The 20,332-nt window shown below is 72.2% G+C and carries 23 protein-coding genes; 16 read left to right on the top strand and 7 right to left on the bottom strand.

Going from position 1 to position 20,332, the window contains the following annotated elements:
- Positions 1 to 61: 61 nt before the first annotated feature.
- Genes ACIRVK_RS22080 through ACIRVK_RS22105 form a run of 6 tightly spaced genes read left to right on the top strand, consistent with a single transcriptional unit; the run spans position 62 to position 3,799 of the window.
- Positions 62 to 244 carry a hypothetical protein gene (locus ACIRVK_RS22080; RefSeq protein ID WP_404249517.1) on the top strand — a complete coding sequence of 61 codons (183 nt, stop codon included), beginning with the start codon at positions 62 to 64 and terminating at the stop codon, positions 242 to 244.
- Entirely contained in the window at positions 241 to 693 is a 453-nt protein-coding gene (locus tag ACIRVK_RS22085) for a monovalent cation/H+ antiporter complex subunit F (RefSeq protein WP_404249518.1), read from the top strand. The genes ACIRVK_RS22080 and ACIRVK_RS22085 overlap by 4 nt, the downstream gene beginning before the upstream one ends.
- Positions 686 to 946, top strand: coding sequence for a Na(+)/H(+) antiporter subunit B (locus ACIRVK_RS22090; RefSeq protein ID WP_404249519.1), 261 nt, complete (start codon positions 686 to 688; stop codon positions 944 to 946). Before ACIRVK_RS22085 ends, ACIRVK_RS22090 begins: the two co-directional genes overlap by 8 nt.
- Positions 943 to 1,683 carry an MnhB domain-containing protein gene (locus tag ACIRVK_RS22095; RefSeq protein ID WP_404249520.1) on the top strand — a complete coding sequence of 247 codons (741 nt, stop codon included), beginning with the start codon at positions 943 to 945 and terminating at the stop codon, positions 1,681 to 1,683. The genes ACIRVK_RS22090 and ACIRVK_RS22095 overlap by 4 nt, the downstream gene beginning before the upstream one ends.
- Positions 1,680 to 2,039: a sodium:proton antiporter gene (locus ACIRVK_RS22100; protein WP_404249521.1), complete on the top strand. Its 360-nt coding sequence runs from the start codon at positions 1,680 to 1,682 to the stop codon at positions 2,037 to 2,039. The genes ACIRVK_RS22095 and ACIRVK_RS22100 overlap by 4 nt, the downstream gene beginning before the upstream one ends.
- Positions 2,039 to 3,799 carry a complex I subunit 5 family protein gene (locus ACIRVK_RS22105; protein ID WP_404249522.1) on the top strand — a complete coding sequence of 587 codons (1,761 nt, stop codon included), beginning with the start codon at positions 2,039 to 2,041 and terminating at the stop codon, positions 3,797 to 3,799. Before ACIRVK_RS22100 ends, ACIRVK_RS22105 begins: the two co-directional genes overlap by 1 nt.
- On the opposite strand, the gene ACIRVK_RS22110 is transcribed toward ACIRVK_RS22105, so the two are convergent.
- Positions 3,800 to 4,462: a DUF4230 domain-containing protein gene (locus tag ACIRVK_RS22110; protein WP_404249523.1), complete on the bottom strand. Its 663-nt coding sequence runs from the start codon at positions 4,460 to 4,462 to the stop codon at positions 3,800 to 3,802.
- A gap of 149 nt (positions 4,463 to 4,611) precedes the next feature.
- Between ACIRVK_RS22110 and ACIRVK_RS22115 the strand changes: the two genes are divergently transcribed.
- Entirely contained in the window at positions 4,612 to 5,802 is a 1,191-nt protein-coding gene (locus ACIRVK_RS22115) for a cytochrome P450 (RefSeq protein ID WP_404249524.1), read from the top strand.
- 17 nt (positions 5,803 to 5,819) lie between these two features.
- Here the strand turns inward: ACIRVK_RS22115 and otr(A) are convergent, their stop codons facing one another.
- Positions 5,820 to 7,682: a tetracycline resistance ribosomal protection protein Otr(A) gene (gene otr(A), locus ACIRVK_RS22120; RefSeq protein WP_404249525.1), complete on the bottom strand. Its 1,863-nt coding sequence runs from the start codon at positions 7,680 to 7,682 to the stop codon at positions 5,820 to 5,822.
- A 207-nt stretch (positions 7,683 to 7,889) separates the two neighbouring features.
- On the opposite strand from otr(A), the gene ACIRVK_RS22125 reads away from it, so the two are divergent.
- Entirely contained in the window at positions 7,890 to 8,843 is a 954-nt protein-coding gene (locus tag ACIRVK_RS22125) for a ribose-phosphate diphosphokinase (protein ID WP_404249526.1), read from the top strand.
- Between the two features lie 6 nt (positions 8,844 to 8,849).
- Here ACIRVK_RS22125 and ACIRVK_RS22130 read toward each other — a convergent pair whose 3' ends face one another.
- Both ACIRVK_RS22130 and ACIRVK_RS22135 read right to left on the bottom strand, forming a co-directional pair.
- Positions 8,850 to 9,230, bottom strand: a complete 381-nt coding sequence (locus tag ACIRVK_RS22130; RefSeq protein WP_404249663.1) for an anti-sigma factor antagonist — start codon at positions 9,228 to 9,230, stop codon at positions 8,850 to 8,852.
- Between the two features lie 167 nt (positions 9,231 to 9,397).
- Positions 9,398 to 9,835 (bottom strand): MarR family winged helix-turn-helix transcriptional regulator, encoded by a 438-nt coding sequence (locus ACIRVK_RS22135; RefSeq protein WP_404249528.1) that lies wholly within the window; start codon positions 9,833 to 9,835, stop codon positions 9,398 to 9,400.
- Between the two features lie 114 nt (positions 9,836 to 9,949).
- On the opposite strand from ACIRVK_RS22135, the gene ACIRVK_RS22140 reads away from it, so the two are divergent.
- Both ACIRVK_RS22140 and ACIRVK_RS22145 read left to right on the top strand, forming a co-directional pair.
- Entirely contained in the window at positions 9,950 to 11,404 is a 1,455-nt protein-coding gene (locus tag ACIRVK_RS22140) for an aldehyde dehydrogenase family protein (RefSeq protein ID WP_404249530.1), read from the top strand.
- Positions 11,405 to 11,442: 38 nt separating this feature from the next.
- Positions 11,443 to 12,549 carry an NAD(P)-dependent alcohol dehydrogenase gene (locus ACIRVK_RS22145; RefSeq protein ID WP_404249532.1) on the top strand — a complete coding sequence of 369 codons (1,107 nt, stop codon included), beginning with the start codon at positions 11,443 to 11,445 and terminating at the stop codon, positions 12,547 to 12,549.
- An 18-nt stretch (positions 12,550 to 12,567) separates the two neighbouring features.
- Here the strand turns inward: ACIRVK_RS22145 and ACIRVK_RS22150 are convergent, their stop codons facing one another.
- Complete coding sequence (locus ACIRVK_RS22150) at positions 12,568 to 13,518, bottom strand: NADP-dependent oxidoreductase (RefSeq protein WP_404249534.1); 951 nt, start codon at positions 13,516 to 13,518, stop codon at positions 12,568 to 12,570.
- A 71-nt stretch (positions 13,519 to 13,589) separates the two neighbouring features.
- Between ACIRVK_RS22150 and ACIRVK_RS22155 the strand changes: the two genes are divergently transcribed.
- Positions 13,590 to 14,558, top strand: a complete 969-nt coding sequence (locus ACIRVK_RS22155; protein ID WP_404249536.1) for a GlxA family transcriptional regulator — start codon at positions 13,590 to 13,592, stop codon at positions 14,556 to 14,558.
- A 227-nt stretch (positions 14,559 to 14,785) separates the two neighbouring features.
- Here ACIRVK_RS22155 and ACIRVK_RS22160 read toward each other — a convergent pair whose 3' ends face one another.
- Both ACIRVK_RS22160 and ACIRVK_RS22165 read right to left on the bottom strand, forming a co-directional pair.
- Complete coding sequence (locus tag ACIRVK_RS22160; RefSeq protein WP_404249538.1) at positions 14,786 to 15,349, bottom strand: TetR/AcrR family transcriptional regulator; 564 nt, start codon at positions 15,347 to 15,349, stop codon at positions 14,786 to 14,788.
- Positions 15,346 to 15,708 (bottom strand): DUF1304 domain-containing protein, encoded by a 363-nt coding sequence (locus tag ACIRVK_RS22165; protein ID WP_404249540.1) that lies wholly within the window; start codon positions 15,706 to 15,708, stop codon positions 15,346 to 15,348. Before ACIRVK_RS22165 ends, ACIRVK_RS22160 begins: the two co-directional genes overlap by 4 nt.
- 254 nt (positions 15,709 to 15,962) lie before the next feature.
- Between ACIRVK_RS22165 and ACIRVK_RS22170 the strand changes: the two genes are divergently transcribed.
- Genes ACIRVK_RS22170 through ACIRVK_RS22190 form a run of 5 tightly spaced genes read left to right on the top strand, consistent with a single transcriptional unit; the run spans position 15,963 to position 20,328 of the window.
- Positions 15,963 to 17,714: an ATP-binding protein gene (locus ACIRVK_RS22170; protein ID WP_404249542.1), complete on the top strand. Its 1,752-nt coding sequence runs from the start codon at positions 15,963 to 15,965 to the stop codon at positions 17,712 to 17,714.
- Positions 17,715 to 17,719: 5 nt separating this feature from the next.
- A complete protein-coding gene (locus ACIRVK_RS22175) occupies positions 17,720 to 18,130 on the top strand; it encodes a roadblock/LC7 domain-containing protein (RefSeq protein ID WP_030043913.1) in 411 nt (136 codons plus the stop codon).
- Positions 18,127 to 18,498, top strand: a complete 372-nt coding sequence (locus ACIRVK_RS22180; RefSeq protein ID WP_404249544.1) for a DUF742 domain-containing protein — start codon at positions 18,127 to 18,129, stop codon at positions 18,496 to 18,498. The genes ACIRVK_RS22175 and ACIRVK_RS22180 overlap by 4 nt, the downstream gene beginning before the upstream one ends.
- Positions 18,479 to 19,084, top strand: a complete 606-nt coding sequence (locus ACIRVK_RS22185; RefSeq protein ID WP_404249546.1) for a GTP-binding protein — start codon at positions 18,479 to 18,481, stop codon at positions 19,082 to 19,084. The genes ACIRVK_RS22180 and ACIRVK_RS22185 overlap by 20 nt, the downstream gene beginning before the upstream one ends.
- Positions 19,081 to 20,328, top strand: a complete 1,248-nt coding sequence (locus ACIRVK_RS22190) for a cytochrome P450 (RefSeq protein WP_404249548.1) — start codon at positions 19,081 to 19,083, stop codon at positions 20,326 to 20,328. Before ACIRVK_RS22185 ends, ACIRVK_RS22190 begins: the two co-directional genes overlap by 4 nt.
- The last annotated feature ends 4 nt before the right edge of the window (positions 20,329 to 20,332 follow it).

The raw sequence follows: 20,332 nt of genomic DNA on the forward strand, positions 1-20,332 counted from the left end.
ATGCCGCGAAGGACGGACCGGACATCTCGCCAGAAGGCGTACGAGCCCGAGGAGGTGGCGCATGCCCCCGCGTACGGCGCTCCTCGCCACCGCCGAACTGCTGGCCTGGTGGCTCGCCCTCGCTCTGCTGTGGCTGGTCCTCATCAGCACGGTCGACACCCTCGAACGAGCGGTCGGCGCGGGCGCCGCCTTCGTGGGCGCCCTCGCCGCGCGGGCCGCGCGCCGGGCGGTGACCGGCTCGTGAACGGCTGGCTGATCGCCGCGACCGTCGGACTCGCCGGCGGCCTGGGCACCGCCCTGTGGGGCGTGGCCACCGGTCCGCTGCGCCGCCGGGTCGTGGCGCAGAACCTGTCCACCGCCCTCGCCTGCCCGGGCCTGCTGCTCCTGTCCCAGGCCTACAACCGGCCGTCGTACGTGGACCTCGGCCTCGTCCTCGCCCTGCTCGGCCCGGTCGGCACCCTCGTCTTCGCGCGGCTGCTCGCCGACGAACTGGCGAAGGACCCGCCCCGCGCCTGGGGACCGACCTGGACGGTCGCCGGTCTCGGCGCCGCCGCCGTGATCGCGCTGTGCGTGGCCACCGGACCGAGCCGGGCCATGGTCAAACTGCTGGTGATCGGGGTGCTGCTGATCAGCGGGAACATCCTCGCCTCGCGCGCCCTGTCCGGCGGGTTCAGGGGGGTCCGCGGTGGCTGACGCGATGATCGTCGTCGCGCTGGTACTGGTCGCGGTCTCCGCGACCGCGGCCGTGCTGACCCGCGACCCCACGCGCCAGGCCCTCGTGCTGTCCGTCCTCGGCGTCGTCCTCGCCGTCCTGTTCACCGTCCTGCAGGCACCCGACGTCGGCCTGTCCCAACTCGCCGTGGGCTCCGCCCTGACCCCGCTGCTGCTGATGCTCACCGTCCGCAAGGTCAGGCGGCGCGGCCAGGAGAAGGAGGACCAGCGGTGACCCGGCGCGCCCGGCTGTGGGTCCTGATGACCGGTGGCGCGGGGCTGGCCGTCCTGCTGGTCGCCGCCTGTCTGAAACTGCCGCACTTCGGCGGGGACCGGCACCCGTACGGCGACCGGGCGGTGCGCGCCTCCCTCGCCCGGCACACCGCCAACACCATCTCCTCCGTCAACTTCGACCAGCGCGCCTTCGACACCCTCGGCGAGATGACCATCCTGTTCTCCGCCGTGCTCGGCTGCGTGGTCCTGCTGCGGCAGACCCGCGACGAACGCCGCGCCCGTCCGCAACCCGCCGAGGTGGCCCGGCCGGTGCGCCGCTATGCCCTCGTCGTCCTGCCCGTCGCCCTGCTCAGCGGCCTGTACATCGTCGCCCACGGGCAGCTCAGCCCCGGCGGCGGCTTCCAGGGCGGCGTCGTCGCGGCCACCGCCCTGCACCTGCTCTACCTCGGCGCCGACTACACCGCCCTGGAACGCGTGCGCCCGGTCGGCATGTACGAGGTCGGCGACGCGCTGGCCTCCTCCGCCTACCTCGTCACCGGCATCGCCGGCCTCATCGGCGGCACGGCCTTCCTTGCCAACACGCTGCTGCCGTACGGCACCTTCAACACCCTGTCCTCCGGCGGCACCGTGCCGCTGCTGAACGCGGCCATCGGCATGGAGGTCGCCTGCGCGGTCGTCGTCCTGCTCGCCCGTTTCCTGGACCAGGCCGTCGAGATCGAGGAGGAGAGCGGGACATGAGCTCCGTGCTGCACGTGCTGCCGTACCTGGTGGCCGCGTGGGTCTTCCTGACCGGCTGTTACGGCCTGGCCACCAGCCGCAACCTCATCCACGCCATCGGCTGCCTGTCCGTCTGCCAGGCCGGCACCTACGTGCTGCTGCTGGCCGTCGGCTACCGGGACAAGGCCACCGCGCCGGTCTTCTCCGACCTCAAGCCCGGCTCCCGCCCGGTGGTGGACCCGGTCGTCCAGGCGCTCACCCTCACCGACGTCGTCGTGGGCGCCACCGTCACCGCCCTGCTGCTCGCACTCGTCATGCAGATCGCCAAGCGCCACGGCACCGTCGACCCCGACGAACTCTCCGAGCTGCGCGGCTGATGAACGACCTGCTGCCCCTCCTCGCCGCCATGCCTCTGCTGGGGGCCGCCCTGCTGGTCGCGGTCGGCCGCCGCCTGCCCCGGGTCGTCGCGGAGTCCGTCGCCTGCGCGGTCTGCGCCGGCACGGCGTCACTCGCGATCGTGCTGCTGCTCAACTCCTCGCCGCCGATGACGGAATGGGTGGGCGGCTGGACGCCGGTGAACGGCGAGAGCGTCGGCATCGTCCTGGTCGGGGACGGCCCGGGGCTCGGCATGGCCGCGCTCGCCTCGCTGCTGACCCTGGCGGCGCTGGCGTACTCCTGGCACTACTTCGACGAGCCGCCCCGCCGCCATGCGGGCTCCTTCCCGGCGCTGATGCTGCTGTTCCAGGGCGGCATGAGCGGGTTCGCGATCGCCGGCGACCTGTTCAACCTGTTCGTCTGGTTCGAGCTGATGAGCGTGGTCGCCTACGCCCTGACCGGCACCCGGGTCGAGGAGGCCAAGGCCGTGCAGGGCGCGTTGGCCTTCGCGGTGGTCAACTCGCTCGGCGCCTACGCCATGCTGATGGGCATCGGACTGCTGTACGCCCGCACCGGCCAGCTGGCCATGACGCAGATCGGCCGCGGTCTCGACGCGCACGGCGGCCCGGACGCGCTGACCCTCGCCGGCTTCGTCCTGGTCATGACCGCGCTGCTGGTCAAGGCCGCCGCCACGCCCTTCCACTTCTGGCTCCCGGACGCGCACGCGGTAGCCCCCACGCCCGTGTGCATGCTGCTGTCCGGCGTCATGGTCGAACTCGGCACCTACGGCGTCTGGCGCGTGTACGGCACGGTGTTCGCCGGACCCGGCGGCGTCCCGCCCCACGACCTTGAGCGAGCCCTGGTGGTGCTCGGCGCGCTCACGGTCGTGGTCGGTGCCGTCCTGTGCTGGCACCAGCGGCACCTCAAACGGCTGCTCGCCTTCTCGACGGTCGCCCACACCGGGCTCTTCCTCATCGGCATCGGCGTGCTGAAGCCCGAGGCCGACGACGGGGTCGCGCTGTACGTCCTCGGACACGCCGGCGTGAAGGCCGCCCTGTTCGCCCTCACCGGCATCCTCCTCGACCGGTACGGCTCCGTCGACGAACACGCGCTGCACGGACGCGCCCGCAAGCTGCGCGCCGTCGGCGTGCTGTACGCACTCGGCGGGCTCGGCCTCGCCGGGCTGCCGCCCTTCGGCACCGCGCTCGGCAAAGCCGTCACGGAGGAGGCCGTGGGCGGCCCGCTCACCGCCCTGTACGTCGCGGCGAGCGCGGTGACCGGCGCGGCGGTGCTGCGGGTCGCCGCCCGGGTCTTCCTCGGTCTGGGACCCACCCCGTCGGACCAGAGCGAGTTCGAGACGACCGGCTCCGGGGAGGAGCCGGAGACCGGGCACCGCATCACCCGCGTCCCGGACACCATGACGACGGTCGCCGCCGTACTGGTCGCCGCGGCCCTCGCTGTGGGGGTGGCCCCCGGCTTCGCCGACGTGGTGGCGCGCTCCGTCAACGAGGCGGGGGCGGGCGGCGTAGTCAACTCCGTGGACTGGACCGGGTCCGGGGTGCTGCTCGGCCTGCTCTCCGCCCTGCTCGCCGTGGCCCTGGCCGCCTTCGCCGTCGCCCGCCCCAGGCTGCTCGCCGTCCCGGACTGGGCGCTGCCACTGCGGCGCCTGCAGTCCGGGCACGTGGGGGACTACGTGGCATGGGTGCTGGTCGGGGCCGCACTGCTCGGCGCGCTGGCGCTGCCGGGAGTGCTGGGCGCCTGATCAGCTCCGGTAGGAGACGTGCACCTCCTTGAAGCCGAGGGAGCGCAGCAGGCCCTGGAGCATGTCGACGGTGTTGGTCTCGGCACGCCGGGTCAGCCCACTGTCCTTGGCGGCCGCGCCGATGTGCTGGACCGCCAGTTTCTGCACGGCCTGTTCGCTGTCGGGGTTGCCCGAGAAGAAGTCGCCGATCCGGTCGAGCAGTCCGCGCTGCTTGGACACGGCGTAGGAGCGGTCCGGGTCGAGGGCCGGCTTGCCGAGCGCCGCGTGCGGCAGCCGGATCGTGGCCGACGTGCGGTCGCCGTTGACCGTCACGTCGCCCTTGCCGACCTTCCCGAGGTCGACGTACGCGTCGACGGTGCCCGCCCCGACGTACAGGGTGCGGGTGCCGCGGATCGCGTCGGGCAGGTACTTGGAGTCCTTCTCCAGGTCCACCACGACCTGGAAGTTGCCGGACGCGGCGTCGTAACGGCTCATGTCCTGGATGGACTGCAGCAGGGCCGGACCGGAGCGGTCGTGCGTCTGGGTCCCGAACAGGTCCTTGAGACCGGGCAGCACGCTCAGCCTGATCCCGGCGAAGAACACCACGAGCACCAGCACGACGGCGCTCACCGCCTTCGCCCAGCCGGGCATCCGCCTGGACACGCGCCTGATGGGAGTCGTCATGGCGACGGCCCTCCTTCCTCACTCCCTCCACGCATGCCCGCCAAATCCCTTGGCAGACCGTGTCGTTGGCCGATCGATACCTCTGGTGGAGGCGGACCGGGCGCACTAGCGTGGGAGAACTGTCCGTACCGGCGCCCCTGGAGTCCCGGATGAGTACAGACAGCACGTCGCGCTCCCGCTGCCCCATGCACCGCATCGACCTGCCCGAGCCCGGACCGCCCCGTCCCACCGCCCTCGCCACCGGCACCCCGGTGTGGCTCGTGACCCGCTACGCCGATGTCCGCCAGGTGCTCATGGACCACCGCTTCAACAGGAGCTCCCTGCATGCCCAGGACGCTCCGCCGCTGCTCGTCGTGCCGAACCTGCTGGACGATCCGAACGGCATGGTCAACCTCGACGGCGAGGCACACCAGCGGCTGCGCGGAACCGTGCAGCGGGCGTTCACGCCCCGCGCGATCGCCCGGTGGCGGCCCTGGGTGGCCTCGGTGGTCGACGGCCTCCTGGACGACTTCGCCGCTCGGGAGCGACCGGCCGACATCATCGAGGGGTTCACCCGACCGCTGCCCGTGGCGGTGATCTGCCGGCTGATGGGCCTCGACCACCTCGACCGCGAACGCATCCGCCACTGGGCCGACCACGCCCTGTCGGGCGGCGCGCACCCGCGGGAGGAAGTCCTCGCCGCCATGGCCGAGTTCCGGAGCTTCGGCGCCGATCTGGTCGCGGAGCGGCGCAAGGCTCCCGACGACGACCTGGTCAGCGGCCTGGTGACGGCGGGCGACAGCCTCGGCATCGACGAGCGGCAACTGGTGCGCCTGGTGTGCGGCCTCGTCGTCGCCGGGCACGAGACCACCATGACGGCGCTCGGCAACCTCGTCGTCTACCTCCTCACCGACCGCCGGGACGTCTACCCCGGCCTCGCCGTGGACGAGGAGACGGCCGCCACGGCCGCCGAGCAGTTGCTGCGGGCCGTCCCGCTCAGCGAGGGACGCGTCCTGCCCGGTCTGCTCCGCCGCGCCGTCGAGGACACCGAGGTCGGCGGCGTCACCATCCCGGCGGGCAGCGTGGTCGCCGTGCAGACCAATTCCGCCAGCCGCGACCCCGACGTCTTCCCGCCCGGCCCGCCGGACCCGTTCACCCCGCTGGCCGCGCCGACGGTCGTCTTCGGGGCCGGGCCCCACCACTGCCTGGGCGCCTGGCTCGCCCGCCTGGAACTCGGCCTGGCCCTCAACCGCCTCGCCTCCCGCTTCCCCGCTCTGCGCGCCGAGTTCACCCCGGACGCGATCGACTGGCGGGAGGGCCAGATGACGCGGAGCCCCCGCACCCTGCCGGTGTCGTGGTGAACCGGTTCCGTCCGGACCTACTGCGGCCGCAGTTCCCGGTCGCCCGACGGGCGGGACCACCACACCCCCTCGCCGTGGGTGAGGCCCGGCAGCCGTAGCTCGACCTCGCGCACCCGGCGGGCCGGCAGCTCGCCGGTGATCAGCCAGGAGGACGGCCCGGCGGTGGTGCCGGTGAACTCCGCGCCACGGGCGGCGAGTTCACCGGTCACCGGGGCGAGCGCATCGAGCGGCACCTCCGTCTCGAACGCGTGGTACGGCTCGTACAGCCGCGTCCGGGCCTCCTCCAGCGCGCGGCGCAGCACGAGGGGGGTGAGGCCGCGGAAGTCGGCCGCCGTGCTGATCGGCGCGCAGTAGCCGGAGCGGGTCAGCGTCACCCGGTAGTCCGTCACCGGTGCGCCGGTCAGCCCGGTCAGCATGCTCGTGTGCACCGTGTCCTCGATCGCCTGGTGGAAAGCGCGGGGCAGCGCGCCGAGTTCCGTCTCGTACGTGAACACCCCGCCGGAGTCCCGCGGTCCCGGTTCCACGCGCAGTCCGATGGTCGCCCAGCGGCGGGTGCCCAGGTGCCACGGCATGTCGGCGCCGGCCTCGCCGACACCCCGCGGGCGCTCCAGGAAGCGCACCCGGCCCGGCTCGAAGTCCGCCTCGACGCCGAAGTCATCGGCGAGCGTCGCCGCGATCACCTCCATCTGGACCTCGCCGTACAGGAGCAGCGCGGTGGCCCCGGCGGGCGCCGGGCGGGCGTGGATCAGCGGGTCCTGGTCGGCGAGGGCGAGCAAGGCCCTGCGCAGGGGCGCCGCCTGCCCGGGACGGCGGGCCCGGACCACGGTCTGCAGCGTCGGCGGCGCGAACTGCGGGGTGCGGTCGGTGAGTTCACCGAGCCGGTCGCCGACCCGCACGCCAACCAGGCCGCCGACTGCCGCGATGTTGCCCGCGGTGAGGGGGCCTTCGCGGCCGATCACCTCCAGGCCGTTCACGCGTCCGGCGACCTCGGTGGTCCGGCCGTCGGCCTCCCGCCGCAGAAACGTCAGCCGCTGACGCTCCGTCACCTCACCGTCGTGCAACCGCAGATACGCCGTCCGCCCGCCGCCCGCTGCGGGCCGTACGGCGAACACCGTGCCGCGCGGCTCGGTGCCCTCCGGAGTGGGCGCCGGCGGAATCAGGCGGACGACAGTCTCCACGAGCCCGGCGACGCCCTGCCCGCCGAGGGCCGAGCCGAAGAGCACCGGGTGGAAGGAGCCGTCGGCGGTGCGCGCGGCCAGGGCCTCGCGCAGGTCGTCCGGCGTGGGCTCCGGGCCGTCGACGAGCGCCGCGAGGATGTCCGGGTCGACCTCGGCGAGCGCCTCGGCCAGCTCGGGGTCCGCCGCCGGGCGGAGCGTCACCCGGGCGTCGGCGGTGCCGATGCCCGACACCTCCGTGAGCGGGGCGACGCACGGTGTGAGCTTGCGCCCGATGTCGGCGAGCAGGCCCTCGGCGCGGGCGCCCGCCCGGTCGATCTTGTTGACGAAGACCAGCGTGGGCAGCCGCAGCCGCCGCAGCGTCCTCATCAGCACCCGCGTCTGCGCCTGCACGCCCTCCACGGCGGACAGCAGAAGCACCGCGCCGTCGAGCACCTCGAGGGCGCGCTCCACCTCGGCGATGAAGTCGGAGTGGCCGGGGGTGTCGATCAGGTTGACCTGGGTGTCGCCGACGGTGAAGGCGGCGACGGCGGAGCGGATGGTGATGCCGCGCTGCCGCTCGATCCGCCCGTCGTCCGTCCGGGTGTCACCGGCGTCGACGCTGCCGAGCCGGTCGATCGCGCCGTGGTCGAACAGCAGCCGCTCGGTGAGGCTGGTCTTACCGGCGTCGACGTGGGCCAGAATGCCGATGTTCAGGGTGTGCATGCGGGGTCGAGTCCTCGAGAACCGTGGGCCGGTGGGGGCGCTGGTTGATTCCGAGGAGTCGGCGCATGCGAGGAATCCTGACGTGAGGGAACACGGACGGCGACATGATGGCGCGCGGCCGGGGGTGGGCCGCAACCGGATTTCCGGCCCGTACCCGGGCCCGTAGCATGAGGCCGACCCCGGCCGTGATCATCCGAGGAGTGGATCGTGCGAGACATCTCCGTGTTCAGCGGCAGCGCCCACCCCGAACTCGCCGCCGAGGTCTGCGCGCATCTGGGTGTGCCGCTGAGCCCGACTCGCGTCAGCCGCTTCGCCAACGACTGCCTGGAGGTGCAGTTGCAGGCCAACTGCCGCGAGCGGGACGTCTTCCTCATCCAGCCGCTGGTCAGGCCGGTCCAGGAGAACCTGGTGGAGCTGCTGCTGATGTGCGACGCGGCCCGCGGCGCCTCGGCCGCCCGCATCAGCGTCGTGATGCCGCACTATTCCTACGCCCGCTCCGACAAGAAGGACGCGCCGCGCATCTCCCTCGGCGGCCGGCTCGTCGCCGACCTGATGGTGGCGGCGGGCGCGAGCCGCGTGCTGACCATGACCCTGCACTCACCGCAGGTGCACGGCTTCTTCTCGGTGCCGGTCGACCACCTGCACGCCCGGCGGGAGCTGGCCGCGCACTTCCGGCACTACGACCTGAGCCGCACCACGGTCGTCTCGCCCGACCTCGGCAACGCCAAGGAGGCGGCCGCCTTCGCCCGGATGATCGGCGCCCAGGTGGCGGCGGGCGCCAAGCAGCGGTACGCCGACGACCGGGTGTCCATCAGCTCGGTGATCGGCGAGGTCACCGGCCGGGACGTCATCGTCCTGGACGACGAGATCGCCAAGGGCAGCACCGTGCTCGAACTCCTGGACCGTCTGCGGGAGTTGGAGCCCCGCTCGATCCGGGTCGCCTGCACGCACGGACTGTTCGCGGCGGGTGCGCTGAAACGTATCGGCGAGCAGCCGGACGTCCTGGAGATCGTGTGCACCAACACCGTGCCGGTCCCCGTGGAGGAGCGCACCGAGAAGCTGCGGATCCTGACCGTCGCCCCCGCGCTGGCCGAGGCCGTGCGCCGCATCCACAACGGCGAGTCCGTCAGCGCTCTGTTCGATGCTCCGCGCAGCGAATAGAGAGCCTCATAAGGTCCCGGAGGTGGCCTCCGGCTGGCCCAGAGCCGCGTCCAGGGTCGGATGGGCGGGCAGTAGCCGGGACAGCCCGGTGACCCGCATGATCCGCAGGGCGAGCGGGTGGGTGCACACGAGCCGCAGCTCGCCGTCCTGGTCGAGGGTGCGACTGCGGGCCCGGTACAGCAGGCGCAGCCCGGAGCAGTCGAAGAACTCGATGTGACCCAGGTCGATCACCAGCCGCACCTCGGGGCGCGCCGTCACCCGGTCCAGATACGGAGCGATCTCCACGGCGGCCGCGATGTCGATCTCGCCCCGGAACTCCAGCACCGTGTGGCCCCGGTCCTGGTGGACGCGCAGATGCCGGGTGAGCGGCGCAGGATCCTGCTGCACGACGACATCGCCTCCGACCTGCTCCTGGTTGTGCGCCCGGGTACCAGGCGGGCGCACTTCCGTTCCCCGCCCTGCAAGTTACCCTCGAACGAGTGAATTTGAGCATGTTCGATTGACATATGTCTTCGAATTGCGAGAAGGATTGCGCCGGCGTACGCCCGAGCCGGCTAGGACAGGGCGTGCCAGGCTCTGGACAGCGCCTCGCGGAACTGCTCGGTCTGGTGCGCCGTGAGGTCCCGGACCATCCGCTCCTCCAACTCCCTTACCTGGCATGCGTGTTGGGCGAGCAGCTCACGGCCCGTGTCGGTCAGCAGGATGAGCAGTTCCCGGCGGCTGTTCGGGTTGCGCTCCCGGCGCACGAGGCCGCGGTTCTCCAGTGACCGTACGAGGTCGGCGATGGACTGGGCGGTGACGAAGGAGTCCCGGGCAAGCTGCGCGGCCGACAGTCCGTCGTGCCGCTCCAGGACGGTCAGCGCGGTGTACTGCAGTGCGGTGATCCCGGACGGCTTGACCAGCTCGTCCAGGTGGGAGCGCACCACGAGCTCCACCTGCTTGACCATGTAGAGCAGGGACGGAGGAGTCTTCGTAGCCTGGGAGTCGAGCATGAGTTCAGCCTAGAGCATTGACAGGAAACCTGTCTGTAATGAAACTGCGAACCAACAGGAATCCTGTTGGTTGAAATCTTGGCGAAGAAGCTGAGAAGAGGCTGAGGAGTGGCGATGACCACCTTCGAGATCGAACCCGGACGGCTGTTCATCGGCGGACAGTGGCGCGACGCCGCCGACGGAGCGCGCACCGAGGTGGTCGACCCGTCCCGGGGCGCGGTCGTCACCACCGTCGCCGAGGCGGGCGCCGCCGACGTGGACGCGGCGGTGCGGGCCGCCCGCGAGGCCTTCGACAGCGGGACCTGGTCCGGGCTGAGCGGTCGCGAGCGCGGCAGGATCCTCCACCGGATCGCCGAGCTGATCCGCGAGAACGCCGACGAACTGGCACGGCTGGAGAGTCTGGACGTCGGCAAGCCCATCTCGCTGTGCCACGCCGTGGACATCACGAACGCGGCCAACGACTACGAGCACTTCGCCGCCCTCGCCCACTCCCTGGACGGCTCCGTACGCGACACTCCGATGAACGCCCTCGCGTACACCAGGCGCGAGGCGCTCGGCGTGGTCGCCGCGATCACCCCGTTCAACTTCCCGCTGATCCTGGCCGGCTCCAAGATCGGCCCCGCGCTCGCGGCCGGCAACACCGTCGTGCACAAGCCGGCCGACGAGACCCCGCTCAGCGCCCTGTACATGGCCCGGCTGTTCCAGAAGGCCGGCGTCCCCGACGGCGTGCTCAACGTGGTCACCGGCACCGGCCCGGTGGCCGGCGAGGCGCTGCTGCGCCACCGCGGGATCGACAAGGTCGCCTTCACCGGCTCCACCGCCATCGGCCGCCATGTGGCGAGCGTGGCCGGCGAGGCCCTCAAGCCCGTCACCATGGAGCTGGGCGGCAACGCGGCCCACATCGTCTTCGAGGACGCCGACCTGGAGAAGGCCGTCGGCGCGATCATCAAGGCGTTCGTCTTCAACACCGGCCAGTTCTGCATGGGCGGCCCGCGGCTGCTCGTCGCCCGCCCGGTCTACGCCACCGTGCTCGGCATCCTCGCCGACGCGGTGCCCGGCGTCCCGGTCGGGGACCCGCGGCAGCCCGAGACCGTCGTCGGACCGATGGCGGGGGAGAAGCACCTGAAGAAGGTCGAGGAGTACGTCGACCTGGCCCGCAAGGAGGGCGGCCGCGTCGTCTGCGGCGGCGAACGCCTCGACCTCGACGGCGGCTACTACTACAAGCCGACCGTCATCGCCGACCTAGCCAACGACTCCCGGGTCGTCCAGGAGGAGATCTTCGGTCCCGTCCTGACCGTGCAGCCCTTCGACACCGAGGACGAGGCGATCCAGCTCGCCAACTCCACGCCCTACGGCCTCGCATCCGGCGTCCAGACCCAGAACCTCGCCCGCGCCCACCGCATCGCCGACCGCCTCCAGGCCGGCATCGTCTGGGTCAACGACTGGGCCATGCTCGACCCCGCGGTGCCCTTCGGCGGCGTCAAGGACTCCGGCTTCGGCCGCGAGTACGGGCACGAGGCACTCGCCGCCTACACCAAGGTCAAGTCCGTCGTCGTCTCGCTCGACTGAACCGCCGAACGCGCACACCAGCAAAGGGAGTTCCCGCGATGTCCATCTCCACCCGTGCCGCGGTAGTCGAGTCCGGCGGGGCGCCGTTCACTCTCGCCGAGGTCGAGCTCGACGAGCCCGGACCCCACGAGGCGCTGGTCCGCCTGGTGGCGACCGGCCTGTGCCACACCGACCTCGGCGTGGCGAGCGGCGGGCTGCCCTTCCCGCTGCCCGGCGTGCTCGGCCACGAGGGCGCCGGCGTCGTCGAGGCCGTGGGTTCCGCGGTCACCGGCGTGGCCCCCGGTGACCACGTCGTGCTGTCCTTCACCTCCTGCGGCGAGTGCCGCAACTGCAACGGCGGCCACCCCGCGTACTGCGCGACCTGGCTGCCGCTGAACCTGATCGGCGGCCGCCGCGCCGACGGCAGCAGCACCATCAGCCGGGACGGGCAGCCGCTCGGCGGCCACTTCTTCGGCCAGTCCTCCTTCGCCGAGCGGGCGCTGGTGGACGAGCGCAGCCTGGTGAAGGTCGACGCGGACGTCCCGCTGGAGTCGATCGCCCCGCTGGGCTGCGGTGTGCAGACCGGTGTGGGTGCCGTCTGGAACGTGCTGAAGCCGGTGACGGGCAGCACGGTCGTCGTCCTGGGCGCCGGCGCCGTCGGCCTGTCCGCCGTCATGGCCGCCGCCCTCACCCCCGCGACCCGGATCGTCGCCGTCGACCGGGTGGGCGAAAGGCTCTCGCTGGCCCGGGAGCTCGGCGCCACCCACACCGTCAACGCCGCCGAGACGGATCTCGGCGACGCGCTCGTGGAGATCACCGGCGGCCAGGGCGCCGACGGCATCGTCGAGACCACCGGCAACGTCGGCGTCCTGCGTCAGGGTGTCGACGCGCTCGCCGCCCGCGGCACCCTGGTCGTCGTAGGAGCCCCGCCCTTCGGTACCGAGGTCGCCCTGGACGTCAACGGGCTGCTGGGCGGCAAGCAGGTCGTCGGCCTCACCCTGGGTGACGCCGAGACCCAGTCCTTCATCCCGTCCCTGGTGCGCCTGGTGAAGGAGGGGCGGCTGCCCCTGCACCGCCTGATCAGCACGTATCCGTTCGCGGAGATCGACCAGGCGGTGCGGGACATGGGCGCGGGCAAGGCGATCAAGCCCGTGCTGACGTTCTGACCGTGCCGACGTTCTGAATCAGTCGACCGTCAGGACCAGCTTCCCCGTGGTCCGGCCGGTGCCGCCGAGCCTGTGTGCCTCGGCGGCGTCGGTCAGCGGGAAGGTGCCGGCGATCGTGGGGCGCAGCTTCCCCGCCTCCACCAGCTCCGCGATCGCCGCCATGCCGCTGTGCGAGGCGTCCACCAGCATCCGCAACGCCCGGACGCCGAGCCGCTCGGCCTCCTCGGGGAAGTCGTCCGAGCCCACCGGGATGATCGACACCACCAGCCCGCCCGGGCGCAGCACCCGCAGCGAGCGCGTCGAGGTGTCGCCGCCGATCGTGTCCAGGACGAGGTCGACGTCCTTCACGACCTCGGCGAAGTCCGTCTGCCGGTAGTCGATCGGCTCGTCGACGCCGATCGCGCGCAGGAAGTCGTGCTTGCCCGCGCTCGCCGTGCCGATCACGTACGCGCCGCGCGCCTTCGCGATCTGCGCCGCCACGTGCCCGACCCCGCCGGCCGCCGCGTGGATCAGCACCCGCTGCCCCGGCCGCACGTTCCCGTACTCCACCAGCGCCTGCCAGGCGGTCAGCGAGACCAGCGGCAGCGCACCCGCCTGGACGTGGTCGACCGAGGCCGGCTTGTGCGCGAACCAGCGCGCCGGCCCGGTGACGTACTCGGCGTGCGAGCCGTGGCCGAACGGGTAGGACAGCATGCCGAAGACCTCGTCGCCGGGCTGGAAGCGGGCCACGCCCACGCCGACCGCCTCCACCACGCCGGACACGTCCCAGCCCAGTACGAAGGGCGGCTCGCCGAGGAAACCGCCGGTCGCGCGGTGCTTCCAGTCGGTCGGGTTGACGCCGGCCGCGCGCACCCGCACCAGCACCTCGTTCGTCCGCGGCTCGGGCCGCTCCAGCTCCACTGCCTTCAGCACCTCGGGACCGCCGAGGACGTCCTGGCTGATGGCTCGCATCGTGTTCACATGGCTCATGGTGAACCAGCCTGCCGGGCTCCGCCTGCCAGGGAAATGGCATGATTGCCAACGTTCGATAGAATCATGCCATGCGTGGTGAACAACGGGTGGAACGGGTGGTGGTGCTCGCCCTGGACGGCGTGTACCCCTTCGAGCTGGGTATCCCCAGCCGGATCTTCGGCGCGGCCGACGGCCGGTACGAGGTCCTGACGTGCAGCGTCGACGGCCGGCCGGTGCGCACCTGCGCCGACTTCACGATCGGCGTCGAGCACGGCCCCGAGATCCTGGAGACGGCGGACACGGTCGTGGTCGCCTCCATGGCGCCCGCGGACATCCCGGCCGAACTGCCCGCGCAGGTCGCCGCCGCGCTCGACCGCATCCGCCCGGACGCGCGGATCGTCTCCATCTGCACGGCCGCGTTCGTCCTCGCGGCGGCGGGTCTGCTCGACGGGCGGAGGGCGACGACGCACTGGCAGGTGACCGACGCGTTCCGGCGCCGCCACCCGCAGGTCGACCTCGACCCCGACGTCCTCTTCGTGGACGACGGCCGGATCCTCACCTCCGCCGGCGCCGCCTCCGGTGTCGACGTGTGCCTGCACATCGTGCGCACCGACCACGGCAGCGAACTGGCGAACGCGGTGGCCCGCCGCTGTGTCGTCCCCCCGTTCCGCGACGGCGGCCAGGCCCAGTACATCGAGCAGCCCGTGCCGGAGAGCGGCGCCGCGAGTACGGCCGCCACGCGCGCGTGGGCCCTGGAGCGCCTCGAGGAACCGCTCGGCCTCGCCGACCTCGCCGCGCACGCCCGGATGAGCCTGCGCACCTTCGCCCGCCGCTTCAACGAGGAGGTGGGGATGAGCCCCGGCCGCTGGATCGTGCAGCAGCGCGTGGCCCGCGCCCGGCACCTGCTGGAGTCCAGCGGCCTGTCCGTCGACCAGATCGCCGGCCGGGTCGGCTTCGCCACCGGTGCCTCCCTGCGCCAGCACCTGCACGCCACGATCGGGGTGTCGCCGCAGGCCTACCGGCGCACGTTCCAGGCGACGGCCCACCAGGCGCGTTGATCCAGTGCCGCGGCAGGCGACGTTCGCCCCGTCGCGACGCCCGGCACGCCCTCGCGCCGCACCGGCCGAAACCCCGAGTACGTCCGGTCCATCACCGGGGCATTCCGCCCGGCACGCCGAGAGGACGCTCCCCCACTCTCGACTTCGCTCGAGCGGGAGGGGCCCCCACGACGCCGCTCCTTACCGGCAAACGTTGCCTGCCGCGGCACTGGCGACACTCGTCGGTCTCAGCGGCTGGCGTGCAGGGCGACCAGCAACTGCCAGACCTCGTCGGCGATCTGGGCGGCCCCGGCCTCCAGAAGTCCGTGCAGCCAGTCCGCCAGCACCCCGGCGAAGGTGGCCGCCACCGCCGAGGCGACCAGGGGCGCGTCCGCCGCGCCCGCCCGCACCCGCTCACGGAGGCTGTAGGCGCGCAGGTCCCGGTGGAGGACGCGGCCCAGGGGACCGCCGCCGCCCGGCGTCAGCAACTCCCGGTACAGACCCGCGTGCGGGGTCAGCGAGGCGAAGAACTCCGCGAGCGCGGGCGGCGCGTGGACCGGGTCCGGGCGGCCCGTCCAGGAGTGCAGGGCCTCGACGGCCTCCCGTACGACGTCCGCGCACGCGTCGACCGCCAGGGCCTCCAGGTCGGCGTAGTGCACGTAGAAGGTGGCCCGGCCGACCCCGGCCCGGCGCACCAGGGCCGCCACGCCCACCTCGGCGAGCGGGCGTTCGGCGCACTCCACGAGCAGGGCCTCCCGCAAACGCTGCCGGGTGCGCGCGGCGCGGGGGTCCTCCGGGGCGGGGCGGGTCACCGCGCGATCAGGACGGCGGCCAGGGCGAGCGCGCCGGGCAGTGCCTGCGCGAACAGGATGCGGCGGTTGGCGGTGGCGGCCCCGTAGACGCCCGCGACGACCACGCAGGACAGGAAGAACACCTGGGCGCGGTAACCCGTCGGGTCCGCGGCGATCAGGCCCCACACCAGGCCCGCCGCGAGAAAGCCGTTGTAGAGGCCCTGGTTGGCGGCCATCGGCGCCGTCGCCCGCGCCATCTCCCGGTCGAAACCGTGCAGCGCACGGCCCGGCGGCTTCTGCCACAGGAACATCTCCATCACCAGGATGTACGCGTGCAGCAGCGCCACGGCGCCGACCAGCACGTTCGCGACGGTCTCCATCCGAACTCCATTTCATAGACAGGTGTCCACTATAGCTGGACAGGTGTCCATGAACTACGCTCCTGGCGGATCGTGACGGAACCCTCACTTCCGTCGAACGGCCGAGGTTGATCCTTTCGGGTTCAAACCCGATAAGCTCCCGTTCGGCGCTGCGAGTTGACGCGATCGTGTCCGGTCCTCTCGTGGTGCGTAGTCATCCGTGCGGTCCCCTTGCACACTCCCTCCGTTCGATCGTGTTGCTTGTAAGGATGCAGATGGAACTCGCCACTCCGCCGCCGGCGGCGCGGGCCCCTGTCGCCTGGTACAGCTGGTGGCTGATGCCGCTGGCCTTAGGGGGCGGGACGGTTGCCGCCACCTTCATGAGCTCGGAGCGCATAGCCGCCGGTGTCGCGGGCGTCGCCGCGACCGCCGCGAGCGCCGTGTGCGTACGACTGCTCATCCGCACCCGCACCCAGCTGGGCCGGGCCGAGAGCTCGTTCAGGACCACGCAGGCCGAGCACTCCCAGCAGTGGCAGCAGCATGTGGCCGGGCTGGAGCGGAAGTTCAGCTCCGACCGCGCGGCCCTGGAGGCCCAGCTCACCGACCGCTCCGGTGCCTACGAGGCGCAGCTGGCAGAACAGGGCTCGACGTACAAGGCGCAACTCGCCGAGCAGGCCCGCGCCTTCGAGGCCCGCATCGCCGAGCAGGCCGCCTCGTACGAGACCCGGCTGGCCGAGCAGACCGAGGTCTGGCAGGAGCAGCTCGCGCACCAGCAGGCCGCGGTCGCCCGGCTCGCCGACGAACAACTGCCGGAAGCGCTCGCCCAGTTGCGTGCCGGTGAGGCCGTCGACGACCTGCTGCCCGCCGCCACGCAGTGCGCCAAGGTCAGCGCCGATCTGCAGGCCGAGCTGCGCAAGGTGCTGCGAACGGCCCTGATCGGTGTGGAGGAGGAGTTCAACCGCTCCACCTCGGCCGAACAGGCCGTGATCAGCCTCGGCAACCGCATCCACGTACTGACCAGCAAGCTGCGCGGCCGACTGCACGAGATGCAGGGCGAGCACGGCAGGCTGCCGGCCGTCGCCCGGGGTCTGATGCAGCTCGACCAGGAGCTCGGCCCCGCCGACTCCCTCGCCGCGAGCATCGGCGTGCTCGGCGGCTCGGACCGGCCCGGACGCCAGTGGCAGGAACCGCAGCGGCTGCTCAGCGTGGTGCGCGGCGGCATCGGCCGGATCAAGGACTTCCACCGGGTGGAGGTACGGCATCTGCCCGAACTCGGCGTCGACGGCGGCCTGGTGGACCACCTCACGCTGATCTTCGCGCACCTGCTGGACAACGCGGCCCGCTACTCGCCGCCCACCGAACCGGTGCTCGTCTCCGGCAAGGAGGTGCCCAACGGCGTCGGCATCGAGATCCAGGACTCCGGCAAGGGGCTGAGCGAGGAGAAGAAGCGCGAGGCCGAGGAGGCCCTGACGGGCACCGCGGCAGGCCCCGGCATCGGCGGCATCTCGGAGGACGCCAGCATCGGCCTGCGCGTGGTCGGTATCCTCGCCCGCCGCTACGGCATCCGCGTCACCTTCGCGGACTCGCCCTGGCTCGGTACCTCGGTGGTGCTGGTGGTCCCGCACAAGTACTTCAGCCCGCTGCCCGCGACCGGCACGACCGGTACGGCCGCCGCGGTCACCGCCACCGCCCCGGCGGTGCGGACGGCCGCCGCCGCGGTGTCCACGGACACGACCGTCGAGCCGGTGGAGGAGCCGGCCGAGGCGGTGGACACCACGCCCGGCGGACTGCCCCGGCGCCGCAGCAAGCGGAACGAGACGGTGCGGCACGAGCCGGCCGAACGCCTGGAGCGGACCGAGGAGACCGCCGTTCCGGCCGTACCCCCGGACGCCTCGTTCGCCGGCCTGGCCGCCTTCGCCACCGCCGGACGCGAGGCCGCGGAGGAGTCCGGCACGGAGACCGCCCCGGAGGTAGCCGCGCCCGCCGACCGCGAGCCCTTCGAGCACCGCACTGAAGAGAGCGACTAGTCCACATGACGCAACAGGGAACCGACGTGAGCTGGGCGCTGCGCGATCTCGTGGAGTCCATCCCGGAGATCCGCTTCGCCCTCGTGGCCTCCAGTGACGGCAAGGCCATCACCTCCTTTGGTGCCGAAGACCCCGACGACGTGGACCGGTTCGCCGCCGTGGTGGCGGGACTGCAGGCGCTGGCCCAGCCGGTCGCCGAGCAGTTCCCCAAGTACGCGGGGCAGCTGCGGCTGGCGATGATCGAGGTCGACGGCGGCCATCTGTTCGTCGTGCGGGCCGGGGTGGAGACGTATCTCGGCGTGCTCGCCCGCGAGGGCCTCGACCAGGGCCTGCTGGGCCATCAGATGAGGGATCTGGCCCGCAGGATGGGTGAGCTCCTCGGCACCACTCCGCGCCTGGAGGAGCACTCTGGATGAGTGCTCCCCGCCGGCCGACGGACCCGTCCGGTCTCGAGCGTTACTACGTCCTCACGGGGGGACGCAGCGGACCGGGCGGTTCGGCGTCGAGCCTCGACGTGGCGACCCTCATCGTCGCCCTGACCGCCCCCGTACCGGGCATGCAGCACGAACACGAGGACATCCTCCGGCGCTGCCGCGATCCGCTGTCGGTCGCCGAACTCGGCGCCCACCTCGGACTGCCCTTCAACATTCTCGCGGTGCTGCTGGCGGATCTGCTCGAGGCAGGCCGTGTCGAAGCCCGTGACCCCATCCCGGCGCACGACGCCGGTCGCGGGCCCGACCTCGCGCTCCTTGAGGAGGTACTCAGTGGACTTGAACGGCTTTGACCACCCCGGCCGCCCCGCCGACGGGGCCGCCCGCTCGGTGAAGGTGATGATCGCCGGCGGCTTCGGCACCGGGAAGACCACCATGGTCCGCTCGGTCAGCGACATCAAGCCGCTGACCACCGAGGAGACGCTCACCCAGGCCAGTGCCGACGTCGACCACCTCATCGGCGTCGCCGACAAGACGCAGACCACCGTCAGCCTGGACTTCGGCAAGATCAGCCTCAACGACAGCCTGACCCTCTACCTGTTCGGCACGCCCGGCCAGGAGCGGTTCTGGTTCCTGTGGAACGGCCTGTTCAAGGGCGCGCTCGGAGCGGTCGTCCTCGTCGACACCCGGCGCCTGGCCTCCAGCTTCCGCGCGATCGAGGAGATGGAGCGGCAGAACGTCCCCTTCGTCGTCGCCCTGAACGTCTTCCCCGACTCCAGGAACTACCCGGTCGAGGAGATCCGCGACGCCCTCGACATCTCCGAGCACATCCCGGTCGTGGCATGCGACGCCCGCGACCGTGCCTCCAGCCGTGACGTGCTCGTCGCGCTGATCCGCCACCTGAAGGACCGCTCCGCCGTCGCACTGGAGTCCCGATGAACGCCCAGCCCTTAAACGGACCCGACGCCCCGCGCGGCTGCCCCGTCGCCCACGGCGGCGAGCTCACCCGGCTGTTCGGGCCGGAGGCGTCGACCGACCCGTACGGCATCTACGACCGGCTGCGCAAGGAGCACGGGTCCGTGGCCCCGGTGCTGCTCGAGGGCGACGTGCCCGCCTGGCTGGTCCTCGGCTACCGCGACAACCGGCGGGTGCTGGACAACCCGCGCCAGTTCAGCCGGGACGCGCGGATCTGGCGGGACTGGCGGGAGGGGCGGGTCTCCGACACGCATCCGCTGATCCCGATGGTGGGCTGGCGGCCCGACTGCGTCTCCCAGGACGGCGAACCGCACCGCCGGCTGCGCGGCGCGGTCACCGATGGTCTGCTCGCAGCCTCCAGCCGGGGCGTTCGGCGCCACGCCACGTTCTTCGCGAACAAGCAGATCGACGCGTTCGCCGATGCCGGGCGCGCCGACCTGGTGGCCGACTACGCCGAGTTCCTGCCGATGCTCGTGCTCACCCGGATCCTCGGCCTGCCCACGGCGGACGCGCTGCGCCTGGTCGAGTCGTGCGCCCAGGTCTTCAAGGGCGGCGAGGACGCCCTGGAGCACAACGGCCGGATCATCCAGATCCTCTCGGACCTCGCCGAGCGCAAGCGGACCGAGCCGGGCTCCGACTTCGCCACCGCTCTGCTGGAGCACCCGGCCGGCCTCGACCACGACGAGGTCGTCAGCCATCTGCGGCTGGTGCTGATCGCCGCGCACACCACCACCAGCAACCTGCTGGCCCGGGTCCTGCAGCTGGTCCTCACCGACGCCGCCCGGCTGTCCGGCCTGGTCAGCGGGCAGCTGAACATCTCCTCGGTGGTGGAAGAGGTCATGTGGGACACCCCGCCGCTGGCCGTGCTGCCGGGCCGGTTCGCGGCCGCCGACCTGGAACTCGGGGGGCATCACATCCAGGAGGGCGAACTGCTCATCCTGGGCCTGGCCGCCGGCAACCTCGACCCGGAGGTACGGCCCGACTCGGCCGTCGCCGTCCAGGGCAACCAGTCGCATCTGGCGTTCAGTGCCGGACCGCACGAGTGCCCGGGGCAGAACATCGGCCAGTCCATCATCGAGATCGGTGTGGACGTCCTGCTGCACCGGCTGCCGGGCCTGCGCCTGGCCGTTCCGTCGGAGGAGCTCTCCTCGACCGCCTCCACCTGGGAGTTCCGGCTCGACAGCCTGCCGGTCGAGTTCCCCGTCTGACACC

It is taken from the genome of Streptomyces sp. NPDC101152 (assembly GCF_044768275.1).
Lineage (GTDB): Bacteria > Actinomycetota > Actinomycetes > Streptomycetales > Streptomycetaceae > Streptomyces.

What these genes read in the sequence shown, in the direction of transcription:
- ACIRVK_RS22080 (WP_404249517.1), top strand. Translation starts at nt 62, where the DNA reads ATGCCCCCGCGTACGGCGCTCCTCGCCACCGCCGAACTGCTGGCCTGG.
- ACIRVK_RS22100 (WP_404249521.1), top strand. Translation starts at nt 1,680, where the DNA reads ATGAGCTCCGTGCTGCACGTGCTGCCGTACCTGGTGGCCGCGTGGGTC.
- ACIRVK_RS22105 (WP_404249522.1), top strand. Translation starts at nt 2,039, where the DNA reads ATGAACGACCTGCTGCCCCTCCTCGCCGCCATGCCTCTGCTGGGGGCC.
- ACIRVK_RS22110 (WP_404249523.1), bottom strand. Translation starts at nt 4,462, where the DNA reads ATGACGACTCCCATCAGGCGCGTGTCCAGGCGGATGCCCGGCTGGGCG.
- ACIRVK_RS22115 (WP_404249524.1), top strand. Translation starts at nt 4,612, where the DNA reads ATGAGTACAGACAGCACGTCGCGCTCCCGCTGCCCCATGCACCGCATC.
- ACIRVK_RS22135 (WP_404249528.1), bottom strand. Translation starts at nt 9,835, where the DNA reads ATGCTCGACTCCCAGGCTACGAAGACTCCTCCGTCCCTGCTCTACATG.
- ACIRVK_RS22140 (WP_404249530.1), top strand. Translation starts at nt 9,950, where the DNA reads ATGACCACCTTCGAGATCGAACCCGGACGGCTGTTCATCGGCGGACAG.
- ACIRVK_RS22145 (WP_404249532.1), top strand. Translation starts at nt 11,443, where the DNA reads ATGTCCATCTCCACCCGTGCCGCGGTAGTCGAGTCCGGCGGGGCGCCG.
- ACIRVK_RS22150 (WP_404249534.1), bottom strand. Translation starts at nt 13,518, where the DNA reads ATGAGCCATGTGAACACGATGCGAGCCATCAGCCAGGACGTCCTCGGC.
- ACIRVK_RS22155 (WP_404249536.1), top strand. Translation starts at nt 13,590, where the DNA reads ATGCGTGGTGAACAACGGGTGGAACGGGTGGTGGTGCTCGCCCTGGAC.
- ACIRVK_RS22165 (WP_404249540.1), bottom strand. Translation starts at nt 15,708, where the DNA reads ATGGAGACCGTCGCGAACGTGCTGGTCGGCGCCGTGGCGCTGCTGCAC.
- ACIRVK_RS22170 (WP_404249542.1), top strand. Translation starts at nt 15,963, where the DNA reads ATGGAACTCGCCACTCCGCCGCCGGCGGCGCGGGCCCCTGTCGCCTGG.
- ACIRVK_RS22175 (WP_030043913.1), top strand. Translation starts at nt 17,720, where the DNA reads ATGACGCAACAGGGAACCGACGTGAGCTGGGCGCTGCGCGATCTCGTG.
- ACIRVK_RS22180 (WP_404249544.1), top strand. Translation starts at nt 18,127, where the DNA reads ATGAGTGCTCCCCGCCGGCCGACGGACCCGTCCGGTCTCGAGCGTTAC.
- ACIRVK_RS22190 (WP_404249548.1), top strand. Translation starts at nt 19,081, where the DNA reads ATGAACGCCCAGCCCTTAAACGGACCCGACGCCCCGCGCGGCTGCCCC.